Genomic DNA, 13,115 nt, shown 5'->3' with positions numbered 1-13,115 from the left:
CGGAAAGCCGGGTCAGGAGGACGGGGCGTGCAGGGCGAACAGAAGCAGGTAGGTGCGCTGCAGCGAACTGAAATTGTTGTCGGAGATCAGATAGACCAGCGTTTCCCCCGCCGGCCCCGGCCGGGTGGCGATGCCTTCGAAATTGTCGTTCACCAGCGGCGACTCCAGGCGGCCAAGCTCCTCGCCGTCCACCACCGCGCCGGCGGTCAGCTGGCCCGGCGCCACGCGGACCAGCCGCGACGACCAGCCGCCCAGCAGCGACACCCAGCGTTCCAGCACCACAACGCCGCCGTCCGGCAGCGGCGCGACGGAGGTCGGGCGGTAACGCGGGGCGGCAAGATAGGTGAAGGGCTGCCAGTCGGCGACACTGCGCGGACTTCCGTCGCCCTTGATCCCCGCCCGGGTAATCCAGGCGCGGCGTTCCCGGCGGCCGTCGTCCCTCCCCTCCTCCAGGGCGATCAGCCGCCCGTCGGGAAGGCGGGTCAGCGCCTCCAGCCCGCCATTCTCCGGTGCGCCGTCCATGCCCGGCGGCAGTGGGATCGGCGTCGGCGTGCCCTCCGGCCCGCGGTCGCCGCCCTTATAACGGAGGATGCGGTGGTCGCGCTCCAGCGAGACCAGCCAGCCGCCGTCGGGCAGCCGCGTCAGATCCTCCGCATCGGTGCGGCGCTTGCGGTGGGAGATCCCCTCCTCGATCGTCAGCGGCCGGGCATGAACATCGGACAGGCCGGTCAGCCGCCCCCCGGCATCGGTTTGCAGCCGGCCATCCACCACCAGCCCGGTGTCGCCGATGGCGACGAAACGGTCGCCGGCCGGGTCCACCCACAGGCCGGACAGCCCGCCGACCCGGTCGCCCCCGGCGATGTCCAGCCCGCCCAGGAAGCGGAGCGGCCCGACCGCCAGCTTGCCCGGCCGCCCGCGGTCGAGCGGAACCGCGGCGGCCTTGACCGATTCGGGCTCCCCGCCGCCGGCACCGACCACGGCGACGCAGCCGCCGGACAGGGCCACCAGCAGCAGGCTCCATACAACTGTCTTTCGCATCCTCATCGCGCGACTCTTGTCAGTGCAATCGAAAGACACAATCTTTCTTTTGAGGATGCTTTCGTGCATATGGCGACTTGCGGCGCGACCGTTACGGCACATCCATCATACCGGCTAGGCGCGGCGGATTACTCCCTCAGAACCGGGTGGGGTCCGCGGGACAAGCGCTTAGATTGACGAATGTTTTCGACGATGCCTATCCATGACGACCGAGCCGAGCCCGTTCCCATGCCGATGCTTCCGCGGTCGCAGACCGCCTATTCTCCTCCGGACCAGACCGGCGACGGCGTCGCGACCGGCGCGTCGGGTGGCGTGTCCGGCGGCATGCCCTTGGCCGACCGGCTGACGGCGCGCATCCAGGAGTTGGAAGCGGAGCTGCGGGAACTGCAGCACCGCGCCAAGAACAGCCTGCAGCTGGTCATCAGCCTGCTGAAGCTGCAGGCCGGCCGCATCCGCGACCCCGACGCCCGCGCCGCCTACGAGCAGACCATGGTCCGCATCGAGGCGCTGGCCATCCTCTACCGCCAGCTGCACGAGAGCGGCGCCGGCACCCATGTCGACCTCGGCCGCTACGTCACCGCGCTGTGCGAGGCGGTGCGGGAAGGCACGCCCGGCGCCCTGTCGCGCGTGCCGGTGACCGTCAATTCCGACCCGATCCAGATCGGCCTGTACGAGGCGATGCCGCTCGGCCTCATCATCGCGGAGCTGGTGACGAACTGCCTGCACCATGCCTTCCCCGACGACGGCTGGATCCGCATCACCGTGCGCCAGCAGGACGACGGCGGCCGTGCCCGCCTGACGGTGGAGGACAACGGCCGTGCGCTCCCCGCCGGCTTCGACACCACGTCCGAGGACGGGATGATGCTGGCCGAGGCGCTGGCCGGCCAGCTCGGCGACACGCTGTCCACCGACAGCGACGCCGCCGGCACCACCGCCAGCGTCAGCTTCCCGGTGTGATTGGGGTTCAGCTTAAATACATCTCTGAAGACGCTTGCCGGCCGTCATTCCCGCGAAGGCGGGAATCCAGCCATTTCAGCTCCTTGATCGCGGAGTTTCCTGGATCCCCGCCTTCGCGGGGATGACGGCCGAAACAGGGTTATCATTGGTGTGAAGACAATGAGCGTCGCCCCTCAGTGCCCATCCCCATCCTCATGCTCGTGCGGGTGGGCCGGTTCCGGCGCCGGGTCCAGCGTGCCGGCGAACCAGCCCCGGATGGCCCGCACCGGGTCGGTCTCCGTCGTCGTCACCGGTTCGATGCCGCGGCGCTTCATGTGGGCGACGAATCCGGCGCCGGACGAGCCGGTGACGACCACCCGCACCGCGTCGATCGGGTGGGGCCGGCCGTCGCCGCAGAGGTGCAGCACCTCCTCCTCCCCCAGCTCGATCCGCCCGGTCTCGACCGGGTCGATGCCGGCCTCGGCCTCATAGACCAGGAAGCGGCGGGTGCGGCCGCCATGGGTGGCGATGGTGGCGAAATCCTTGGTGCCGACGGCGATCTTCATGCTCTGCGGTCCCCTTCGAGGGTGGTACCCGGCGACGGCTCAGTCTTGCCACGCCCGATCCGCACCCGCACTGAGCGAGGTCAATCGGCGGATTTTTCGACCGGCGGCGTGGTCCGGGTGGCTGCAATTCCCACCGGCTTTCACCAAATGGCGAAGGGCGGGGAAGGAAAGGCCTTCCCACATGTTATGACCCAGGACACGCAGCCGACCGGACGCCATGTACGCCCATTCGCCCCAGTCAATCCCGTCAGCCGGCCCGTCAGCCGGCCCGTCAGCCGGATTGCCGCCCGACCCCGCCGGGGCCATCGGCGCGCTGCGGCCGATTCTGGAGCCGGGGCGGACCTGCTGGCGGGTGGAGGACACCGCGAGGCTGGGTGTCATCGTCGACGGGGAGGATTATTTCGCGCTGGCCAAGGCGGCCATGCGGCGCGCCCGGCGCAGCATCTATCTGACCGCCTGGGATTTCGACGCCCGCATCCGGCTGATGCCGCAGACCCGCCGACCGCGCCGGCCCGACCGGCTGGGCACGCTGCTGAACTGGCTGGCGACGACGCGGCCCGACCTGCACATCCATGTGCTGAAATGGGACTATGCCGAGCTGTTCGACCTCGCCCGCTGGTCGCATCCCTTCATGCTGCGCAACTGGCTGACCCACCGGCGCCTGCAATACCGGCTGGACAGCGACCATCCGACCGGCGCCTGCCATCATCAGAAGATGCTGGTGATCGACGACCGGGTCGCCTTCTGCGGCGGGCTGGACATCACCGCCAACCGCTGGGACACCCGCGCCCATCACGGACATGACCCACGCCGGCGCCAGCCCGACGGCAAGCCCTATGAACCGTTCCACGACGTGATGATGGCGGTGGACGGCGACGCCGCCCGCGCGCTGGGGGAGATGTTCCGCGAGCGTTGGGCGCGGGCGACCGGCGAGACGCTGAGGCCGCCCGCCCACTCGCCCGGCAGGCCGGCCCGCCGCCACCCGCTGGCCGCCGACCCCTGGCCGCCTGGCTTCGAGCCGATGCTGCGCGGCGTCCGCGTCGGCATCGCCCGCACCGATCCCGCCTGCAACGGGCGCGAGGAGGTCCGAGAGGTCGAGGCGCTCTATCTGGAGGCCATCGCCCAGGCGCGCGAGGTCATCTATCTGGAAAGCCAGTATTTCGCCTCCACCGCGGTGGCGGAGGCGCTGAAGGCGCGGCTGGCGGAACCGGACGGGCCGGAGGTGATCGTCGTCAACCCGGTGCGCACCACCAGCTGGCTGGAGAACACCGTCATGCTGGGCGCCCGCGCCCGCCTGACCCGCGAACTGCGCGAGGCCGACCGCCATGGCCGCTTCCGCCTGTTCTCCGCGCTGACCGACGGCGGCGCCTGCATCACGGTGCATGCCAAGGTGATGGTGGTGGACGACCGGCTGCTGCGCATCGGCTCGGCCAACCTCAACAACCGCTCGATGGGCCTCGACACCGAATGCGACCTGGCGCTGGAGGCCGGGCCGGGGCCGGAGCATGCGGAGACCCGCCGCGCCATCCGCCACACCCGCGACGACCTGATCGCCGAGCATCTGGGATCCACGGCGGCGGAGGTCGCGGCGGCGCACCGGCGGCTGGGCTCGCTCACCGCCGCCATCGACCAGCTGCGCAAGCCGGTCGGCCGCACGCTGGAACCGCTGCAGGATCCCGAGCCGGACGGGCTGGCCGCCGCCGTCGCCGATGCCCGCGTCTTCGATCCCGAACATCCTGTCGGCGCGGTGGAGATCGTCCGCCGGGTGCTGCCGTCGCGCATCCCGCGTACCCGCCACTGGCTGATGCTGGCCGGCGTCCTGGCTCTGCTGGGGTTGTGGGGCATGTGGCGCTACACCGCGCTCAGCGAATGGGCGACGCTGGGCTCCGTGCTGACCGTCTTCCACAGTCTGGGCGAGAGCCCGCTGGCGCCGCTGTGGCTGATGCTGGCCTATGTCGCCGGCGGCTACGTCATGTTCCCGCTGACCGTGATGATCGCCGCCACCGCCATCGTCATGGGGCCGTGGTGGGGCTTTCCCACCGCGATGGCCGGGGCGGTCGCCTCGGCGGTGGCGATGTTCTGGACCGGGCGGATGGCGGGGCGCGACCTGCTGGACCGCCATGGCGGACCGCTGATCGCCCGCATCAACGAAAAGCTGGCCGACAGCGGCATCGCCGCGGTGGCCGGCGTGCGTGCCGTACCGGTGGCGCCCTACACCGTCGTCAACCTCGCCGCCGGCGCCTCGAAGCTGCGCTTCGGCGACTATGTGATCGGCACCATGGTCGGTCTTGCGCCCGGCATCCTTGCCTTCAATCTGCTCGGGCACCAGCTTGAGCGCACCATCACCAACCCCGGGGCCGGCGACATCGCGCTGCTGGTGGGGATGGCGGCGGTGGCGATCGGGCTCGGCTGGGTGACCAGCCGCCTTCTCGGCCGTTCCGGTCGGGACAATGGTCGGGGTGAGGGCAAGCAGGGCCGGCCGGACGACAGATCGGACGAAAGGCCAAAGGGAAGGATTTTGGAACCGTGATTCGTTTCAGCCGTGACCGTGTCCAGCGCATCGCCGCCGCGTTGCGCGCCGCCCGTGCCCGCCGTCCCCGCCGTGCCGACCGCCGCAGCAACCCCATCCCGGACGGCATGGCGGCGCTCAGCGTCGCCACCTGGAACATCCACAGCTGCGTCGGGCTCGACGCCCGGTTCGCCCCCGACCGCATCGCCCAGGTGATCCGCGACCTCGACGTCGACCTGATCGGCCTGCAGGAGGTCGGCTGGCACCATCGCGGCGAATCGGGGATGGACCAGTTCGCCTTCCTGGAACGCAACACCGGACTGAAGGCCTTCGCCGGCCCGACCAAGCACAGCGAGCGCGCCCATTACGGCAACTGCCTGCTGACCCGCCTGCCGGTGCGGTCGATGGAGACGATGGACCTGTCCGTCGGCAAGCGCGAGCCGCGCGGCGCCATCGACGCGGTGGTCGAGGTGCAGGGCCGCCCGGTGCGGGTGATCGTCGCCCATCTCGGCCTCGACCCCTGGGAACGGGCCAAGCAGGTCGGTGACATAGTGTCGCGGGTGGAAAGCCAGCCGGAGCTGCCCACCCTGTTCATGGGCGATCTCAACGAGTGGACGCCCAGCTCTCCCCGTCTGCGCCAGCTCGCCTCCTCCTTCGCCGACGTTGCCAATCCGCGCAGCTTCCACGCCCGCATGCCGACCCTGCGGCTCGACCGCATCTATGTGACGGGAGGCTTGCAAATCCCCGCTTTCGAGGTGGTCCGCACCATCCTCACCCGTCGGGCATCGGACCATCTGCCGGTCCGCGCGGTGCTCGCCGTCCCCTGATCGTCAGCAGCCGTTCCAGAACGTCAGTATGACCAACGGATTCCCGCGCCTTGGTCATAGCGGGATTGTTACGGTTGATAATTTTTTGTGCAGTGCAATGTTCTTTCAACAACAGAGCTTTGCAAATGCGAAGAAGCTCTTGACCTATACGCGACCCCTGACGAAGGATATGGTTGGTAATACGATCAATAAGCGGATCGAAGAGATAACCGACCCTGGCCGACCGGGGGCAGCCGTGACGTGAGGATCTGATTTGCTGTACCATCTGTACGACATGCAACACGCCGCCATGCGGCCGATGCGTTTCTGGGCCGAAGCCGCCCAGCACACCTTCCAAAACCCGCTGATGCCGTTGTCCTACACCAAACTTGGCCGGGCGGTCGCCGCCGGGGCCGAGCTGGTGGAGCGGACGACCCGCCGCTTCGGCAAGCCGGCATTCGGTCTGGCGGAGACGGTGGTCGATGGGCAGACGGTACCGGTTACCGAACGGTTCGTCTGGCAGTCCCCCTTCTGCAAGCTGCTGAACTTCGCCAAGCCGGAAGGCACGCCGCGCCAGCCCAAGGTGCTGCTGGTCGCCCCGATGTCGGGCCACCACGCCACGCTGCTGCGCGGCACGGTGGAAGCGCTGATGCGCGACCATGACGTCTACATCACGGACTGGATCGACGTGCGGCTGGTGCCGATGGCGGCCGGGCGCTTCGACCTGGACGACTATATCGACACGGTGGCGGAGCTGATCCGCTTCCTGGGGCCGAACACCCACGTCATCGCGGTCTGCCAGCCGGCGGTACCGGTGATGGCGGCGGTATCGCTGATGGCGGCGGCGGACGAGCCGGTGCAGGCGCGCAGCATGACCCTGATGGGCGGCCCCATCGACCCGATGGCCAACCCCACGACGCCGGTCAAGCTGGCGATGGAACGCCCGCTGAAGTGGTTCGAGCGCAGCGTCATCACCACGGTCCCGGTCTATTATCCGGGCGCCTTCCGCCGCGTCTATCCGGGCTTCATCCAGCTGTCGGGCTTCATGTCGATGAACCTCGACCGCCATATCAACGAGCATGTCGGCCTGTTCCGCCACCTCGTCCGCGGCGACGGCGATTCGGCCGAGCAGCATCGCCGCTTCTACGACGAATATCTGTCGGTGATGGACCTGTCGGCGGAATTCTACCTGCAGACCATCGAGACGGTGTTCCAGAAGCACGCCCTGCCGGAAGGCAAGATGGTCTCGCGCGGCCGCAAGGTGGAACCGTCGGCGATCCGCAAAACCGCCGTGATGACGGTGGAGGGCGAGCTGGACGACATCTCCGCCCCCGGCCAGACCATCGCGGCGCAGCGCCTGTGCTCGTCGCTGCCGGACGGGATGCGCAAGACGCATTTCCAGAAGGGTGTCGGCCATTACGGCATCTTCAACGGCCGCCGCTGGCGCGAAGCGATCCTGCCGGAAATCCGCAGCTTCATCCAAAGCCACGACGGCGAGTGAGGGGATCGGGGGCGCCGGCTACGGGTGTCCCCTCCCTACCTCTCCCGCAATCGGACCGGCCTCTGGCCGGCCGAGGGCGGGGGAGCCAATCTCAACATATATGGGTTAGGGAGGGGCCCGCGGTTACAGGCCTCCCCCTACCCCCGCGCCGCCATCAGCGTCCGCAGCATCCGCTCGAACCGCGCGCCGGCGAGCGAGACCTGATCGAGCAGCCCCTCGTCCAGCTCGTCCTCCATGATCCGGCCGGCGTCCATCGACTGGCCCTTGCCGTATTTCAGCCGGTCGACGGTGCCGCGCAGACGGTCGGCCAGGAAGATCGCCAAGGCCTTGTAGAAGCGCCCGGCAAAGCCGCCGTCGCTGCGCAGCCGCGACTCGATCTCCCGCTTCGCCAGCGCCAGGACGATGCAGCGCCCGTCCGCCGACACGGTGGCCGAGGGCGGGGCCGAATCGACGAAGGACACCTCGCCGACCACCTCGCCGCTGCCCAGCCGCGCCACCGTCCCGACCCCGGCGACATCGACGGTGGCATGGCCCTCCAGCACGATGTAGAGCGACTCCGACGCCTCCCCCTGGCGCACCAGCACCTGCCCGCCTGCCAGATCGAGCCGCCGGCCGGCGCGGGCCATCCACTCGATGTCCTCGTCGCTGAGATTGCCGAGAATATACAGGACCTTGCGCATCGTTCCCCCTAAAGCAACTGCCGGCTGGCCAGCGTCCGGAACGGCCCGTCCACCGCCATCAGATCCTCGTACCGCCCGGACTGCACCAGCCGGCCGGCCTCCAGCACCAGGATGCGGTCGACGTCGCGGATGGTGCTGAGCCGGTGGGCGATCACCACGCGGGTGACGCTGAGCTTGGCGAGCGACGCCGTCACCACCGCCTGGGTGCGGTTGTCGAGCGCGCTGGTCGCCTCGTCCAGCAGCAGGACGCGCGGGCGGTGGACCAGGGCGCGGGCGATCATCAGCCGCTGGCGCTGACCGCCCGACAGGGTGCCGCCGCCGTCCATCAGCACCGTGTGCATGCCCATCGGCATCTGTTCGATGTCGCGGTCCAGCCCGACCAGCCGCGCCGCGTGCCACGCATCGTCCAGCCCGAGCGGCGCCGTGCCGACGATGTTCTGGAACAGGCTGCCCGAGGTGATGCGCCCGTTCTGCAGCACCACGCCGATCTGCCGGCGCACGGCGGCGAGGTCGAGCCGTTCGGCGGCGCGCCCGTCGAAGAACACCTCCCCCTGGTCCGGCCGCTCGAAGCCGAGCAGCAGGCGCATCACCGTGGATTTGCCGCTGCCCGACGCGCCGACGATGGCGACGAACTCGCCCGGTTCGATCGACAGGCTGAGGTCGTGCAGCACCGGCGGCGCATCGGGGGCATAGCGGAAGCCGACGCGGCTCAAGGTGATGCCGCCCTGCAGTTCGCCCGGCGCGTCACGGCCGGCCGGGACCTCGGGCGCTGTCTCCAGGATCGGGCGGGCGCGCTCCAGCAGCGGCAGGACGGTCAGGCTCTTGGTCAGGGAATGCGCCATCTCGGTCAGCGCCGCCAGCAGTTGGCCGAAGGCGGTGATGAAGGCCAGGAAACTGCCGGTGGAGAAGGGGGCCGGCGCCTCCTGCCCCGGCGTGACGGCGAGCGCCTGGAGCGCCTGCTGCTTGGCGTCCGATTCCATCAGCAACGCCACCGCCAGGAACACCGCGATGGTCGCCAGCGTCGGGAAGGCGGCGTGGAAGGTCTCCAGCGCGTTGCCGTAGCGCTGGGCGGCCACCGCGCGGGACTTCTGCGCCGAGAATCCGCGCGCCCATTCCGCCATCGCCCGCGGCTCCGCCCCGGCGACGCGCAGCTTGCCGATGCCGACGATCAGCTGCAGCACCAGCCCGTCCAGGCGGCCCTGTCGGCGGATATGCTCGCGCTCGTGCCGCAACTGGCCATAGGACAGCGCCGCGGTCACCAGCGCGGACAGCAGCGCCAGCCCGGTGGCGATCAGGGCGAGGCGCCAGTCATAGACGGCCAGCAGCCCCAGGCTGATCAACCCGAACAGCGCCCCCAGCAGGCCGGTCACCGTGCTGGCCGCCAGAATCTCGCGCACGGTCTGCAACCCCAGCGCCCGGTCGGCGAGGTCGCCGGCGGTGTAGCGGCGGAAGAAGCCGACCGGCAGGGCGAACAGCCGGTCGATGAAGGCGGCCTGCATCACCCCGTCGATCCGGCTTTCCAGCCGCAGCACCGCCATCACCTTGACGATGTCAAACGCCGCGCCGCCGATGGCGGCGGCGACCAGCCCGGCGATGATGAAGACCAGCTGCCCGGTATCGGCGCGCGGAATGGCGCTGTCGAACAGGAAGCCGGTGGCGACCGGCACCAGCAGCCCCAGCACCGCCGCCGCCAGCCCGCTCAGCCCCAGCCGCATCCCGTCGCCGCCCAGGCCGCGCAGGGGAAAGCGGATCGCCTCCGCCGCACCCAGCGCGCGGGCCGGCAGCGGGCGGTAGAGATGCAGCGCCTCCGCCGCGATGCCATCGGCGAGGTCCTGCGTCACGCGGCGCCGGCCACCGCCATCCAGCATGTCGAAGCCGGCCGGGGTGGGCAGCAGCGCCACCGGCACCCTGCCCTCCTCCAGCCAGCCGAGCATCGGCGCCCCTTCGCCCCGCCACCAGCCGTCGCGCAGGATCACCTTGCGGCCGCGCAGGCGCGCGGCAGCCAGCATCAGGTCCAGCATTTCATTGGCCGGCTTGCCGGCGGCATCGATGCGGGGAAGCGGCTCCTCCAGCCCCATCTGTGCCATCAGCGCGGCCAGCGCACCCGACAACGGATCGACAAGCACCGGCGCGGCCGTGTTCGCCCGCCCGTCGACGAGGTTGGACAGGCCGCCCAGCGCCTGGGCCAGCGAGTCCCTCGCCGAGTCCCGGCTGCGCTGGGCGCGCTTCGCTTCGCTGTCGGCCTGGGCGGCGATGCGCCCGCCGATGCGGTCGAGCGCCAGCGCATGGAAGCGGTCGAAGGCCGGCCACAGCGTGGCGGCATCGGGCCACGCCTCGGCGACCGAAACGGCGGCGCCGGCCACAGACTCGATCCAGGCGCGGTCGGCCATCGGCAGCGACGGCTCTCCCGCCCCCGTCGCCCGACCACCCAGCCACGTCGCCTCCCCATCCGTCACCGTCAGCCACAGCGGCCGGCGCGGGTCGGCGTGGAGCCGTTCGCCGGGACCGAGCGAGCGCTCGCCCGGTTCCGCCACCCGGTCGGGCCAGACCGCCTCGCCGCCGGTCGCGGCATCGGTCAGGCGCAGAATCCAGGCCTCGGCATGGGGCAGGAAATCCTCCGCCCCGGCCAGCGCCCCCCGTTCAACCCCGCTGAGGCGCGAGCCGATGGAGCCGACCGCGACCAGAGTCGCGTCCTCCTGCTTGCCGACCCCGAAAAGCAGCGCCCCGGTCTCCGCCCGGAACAGGTGGCGGCGCCGGCCGCCGCCTGCGAGGTGGAACAGGTCGACATAGCCGTCCTCCACCCGCCAGCCCAGCCGCGGGTCGTCCAGCGTCAGCGGCCGATGGTTGCCGCCCTCCACCAGAATGGGCGCGCGCAGCGTCGCGGGGCTGTCCAGAACGTCCATCGCCTCACCCCGCCGCGATCAGCGAGGCATATTCGCCGCCGCGCGCCAGAAGGTCCTCGTGACTGCCGCGCTCCACCACCCGGCCCTGGTTCAGCACGATGATCTCGTCGCAATCGCGGATCGTGCTCAGCCGGTGGGCGATGATGATGCAGGTGCAGCCGCGCCGCCGCAGATTGTCGTCGATCAGCTTCTCCGTCGCGACGTCCAGCGCCGCCGTCGCCTCGTCCAGCACCAGGATCGACGGGTTGCCGGTCAGCGCGCGGGCGATCTCCAGCCGTTGGCGCTGGCCGCCGCTGAAATTCACGCCCCCTTCGGCGACCGGCGCGTCGAGCTGCCCCTGGCGCCCGGCGACCTCGCCCAGGATGGCAGCGTCCTCCAGCGCGCGGGTCAGCGCCGCCTCCGGCACCGTCCGGTCCCACAGGGTCAGGTTGTCGCGCACCGAGCCGTCGAACAGGAAGACGTCCTGGTCGACATAGGCGATGGAGGCGGCGCGCAGCCCCACCGGGATCTCCGCCGGCGCCCGCCCGTCGAACAGGATTTGTCCCGACCAGGGCTGGACGAGACCGCAGATCAGCCGGCCGACGGTGGATTTCCCGCTGCCCGACCCGCCGACCAGCGCCACCCGCATCCCCGGCGCCAGCGCCAGCGACAGCCCCTCGATCAGCGGCGGATCGAGCACGCTGTAGCCGAAGGACACGTCGACCAGTTCCACCGCCCCGCTCAGCCGCGCCGGCCCGTCCGCAATCTCCGCCCCCTCGGCGGCAAGGCCGGACTGCGGGTCGGGCGCATGGTCCAGCGTGTCGTTCAGCCGCTGCAGGTCGGCCTTCACCCGCTGCAGCGTCCCGCCCATGCCGACCAGCTTGGCGACGGGCTCGGAAAAGCTGGCGGCCAGGCTCTGGAACGCCACCAGCGCGCCGACGGTCAGCGCCCCGTCCATCACCCGCACCGCGCCCAGCCCCAGGATCGCCGCCGTGCCCAGCGCATTGAGGAAGGCCGGCGCCACCGTCAGCATCGCCGAATGCACCCCCAGCGTCTGGCGCACCGACAGCAGCCGCGCCTGATAGCCGGCCCAGCGCTCGAACGCCTGCCCCTCCAGCCCGGCCGACTTCAGCGTCTCGATCGCCTGGATGCTGCCGATGGTGACGGCGCCCAGCTTGGCCTGTTCCGACAGCAGGCGCCGCCCGGCATCCTCCCGCCCGCGCGAGGCGCCGCGCAGGAACAGCACGTTGCCCAGCACCAGCAGGATGGTCACCGCCGCCAGCGCCACGTCGTAGGTCAGCATGACCAGCCCGAAGAAGACGACCGTCAGCAGGCTCATCGCCGCCGTCGCCATCTCCCCCGACAAGAGCCGCGCCACCCGGTCGTTGGCGGCGACGCGTCCGGCGATGTCGCCGGGATGGCGCTGGCCGAAGAAGGGCACCGGAAGCTGCAGCAGCCGCCAGACATAGCGGCTGGCCATCACCAGCGCGAATTTGGTCTCCAGCTTCAGCAGGGCCGACTGCTGCAGCGCCGTCAGCGCCGCCCGCAGCAGCGCCGTGGCGCCCATCCCCAACAGCAGCGGCACCAGCCAGCTGCGCTGCCCGCCGATCAGCACCTCGTCGATGAAGGCCTTTGTGAACGCCGGCAGGGCGATGCCCGGCAGCACCAGCGCCAGACTGGCGGCCAGCGCGAATCCCACCGCGGCGCGCGACCGCGTCAACTGCCGTCCCAGCATGCCGGCAAGGCTCGGCGGCCTCTCACCGGCGACGAACTCCGGTCCCTTTTCGAAAGCCAGCGCCACGCCGGTGAAGGCCTCGGAGAACTCTGCGCGGGTGACGCGGCGCGGGCCGGTGACCGGGTCGTTCAGATAGGCGTGATCGCCCCTGAAGCCTTCGAAGACCAGATAATGGTTGAAGTTCCAATGGACGATCAACGGCCAGGGCATGTCGGCCAGCGCGTCGGGCTCCTTCTTGAAGCCCTTGGCGGTCAGGCCGTAGCGCCGGGCGGCGCGCAGCAGGTTGCTGGCCTTGCTGCCGTCGCGCGACACGCCGCAGGCGACGCGCAGCTCCTCCAGCGGCACCCAGCGGCCGAAATAGGCCAGAACGATGCCGAGCGAGGCGGCGCCGCACTCCACCGCCTCCATCTGCAGCAGGGTGGGCGTGCGCACACGGGTCTGCTTGCGGACCGGTGCCGTCAT

10 protein-coding genes are annotated in these 13,115 nt (G+C 70.5%); 5 read left to right on the top strand and 5 right to left on the bottom strand.

Annotated features, from left to right (window positions below):
• Positions 1–12 precede the first annotated feature (12 nt).
• Complete coding sequence (locus PWS46_RS23630) at positions 13–1,044, bottom strand: esterase-like activity of phytase family protein (protein WP_434623974.1); 1,032 nt, start codon at positions 1,042–1,044, stop codon at positions 13–15.
• A 222-nt stretch (positions 1,045–1,266) separates the two neighbouring features.
• Between PWS46_RS23630 and PWS46_RS23625 the strand changes: the two genes are divergently transcribed.
• The gene (locus tag PWS46_RS23625) at positions 1,267–1,995 is read left to right on the top strand and encodes a sensor histidine kinase (protein WP_434623972.1); all 729 of its coding nucleotides are present in this window, start codon (positions 1,267–1,269) and stop codon (positions 1,993–1,995) included.
• A gap of 173 nt (positions 1,996–2,168) precedes the next feature.
• On the opposite strand, the gene PWS46_RS23620 is transcribed toward PWS46_RS23625, so the two are convergent.
• Positions 2,169–2,540 carry a NifB/NifX family molybdenum-iron cluster-binding protein gene (locus tag PWS46_RS23620; protein ID WP_434623970.1) on the bottom strand — a complete coding sequence of 124 codons (372 nt, stop codon included), beginning with the start codon at positions 2,538–2,540 and terminating at the stop codon, positions 2,169–2,171.
• 280 nt (positions 2,541–2,820) lie between these two features.
• On the opposite strand from PWS46_RS23620, the gene PWS46_RS23615 reads away from it, so the two are divergent.
• The 4 genes from PWS46_RS23615 to PWS46_RS23600 are packed head-to-tail and all read left to right on the top strand — an operon-like array spanning position 2,821 to position 7,356.
• Positions 2,821–5,070 carry a VTT domain-containing protein gene (locus tag PWS46_RS23615; protein WP_434623968.1) on the top strand — a complete coding sequence of 750 codons (2,250 nt, stop codon included), beginning with the start codon at positions 2,821–2,823 and terminating at the stop codon, positions 5,068–5,070.
• On the top strand, positions 5,067–5,876 hold the full coding sequence (locus tag PWS46_RS23610; protein ID WP_434623966.1) for an endonuclease/exonuclease/phosphatase family protein: 810 nt from the start codon (positions 5,067–5,069) through the stop codon (positions 5,874–5,876). Before PWS46_RS23615 ends, PWS46_RS23610 begins: the two co-directional genes overlap by 4 nt.
• A gap of 28 nt (positions 5,877–5,904) precedes the next feature.
• Positions 5,905–6,120, top strand: coding sequence for a hypothetical protein (locus PWS46_RS23605; RefSeq protein ID WP_434623964.1), 216 nt, complete (start codon positions 5,905–5,907; stop codon positions 6,118–6,120).
• A 9-nt stretch (positions 6,121–6,129) separates the two neighbouring features.
• Positions 6,130–7,356 (top strand): polyhydroxyalkanoate depolymerase, encoded by a 1,227-nt coding sequence (locus tag PWS46_RS23600; RefSeq protein WP_434623962.1) that lies wholly within the window; start codon positions 6,130–6,132, stop codon positions 7,354–7,356.
• 137 nt (positions 7,357–7,493) lie between these two features.
• Here PWS46_RS23600 and PWS46_RS23595 read toward each other — a convergent pair whose 3' ends face one another.
• Genes PWS46_RS23595 through PWS46_RS23585 form a run of 3 tightly spaced genes read right to left on the bottom strand, consistent with a single transcriptional unit; the run spans position 7,494 to position 13,115 of the window.
• Complete coding sequence (locus tag PWS46_RS23595) at positions 7,494–8,036, bottom strand: cyclic nucleotide-binding domain-containing protein (protein WP_434623960.1); 543 nt, start codon at positions 8,034–8,036, stop codon at positions 7,494–7,496.
• Positions 8,037–8,044: 8 nt separating this feature from the next.
• Entirely contained in the window at positions 8,045–10,939 is a 2,895-nt protein-coding gene (locus PWS46_RS23590; protein WP_434623958.1) for an NHLP bacteriocin export ABC transporter permease/ATPase subunit, read from the bottom strand.
• Between the two features lie 4 nt (positions 10,940–10,943).
• The gene (locus PWS46_RS23585) at positions 10,944–13,115 is read right to left on the bottom strand and encodes an NHLP family bacteriocin export ABC transporter peptidase/permease/ATPase subunit (protein WP_434623956.1); all 2,172 of its coding nucleotides are present in this window, start codon (positions 13,113–13,115) and stop codon (positions 10,944–10,946) included.

This window comes from Azospirillum sp. B2RO_4 (assembly GCF_051124815.1).
GTDB lineage: Bacteria > Pseudomonadota > Alphaproteobacteria > Azospirillales > Azospirillaceae > Azospirillum.
The sequence above is the reverse complement of the archived record's forward strand: the minus strand, read 5'-3'. Positions and strand labels throughout refer to the sequence as shown.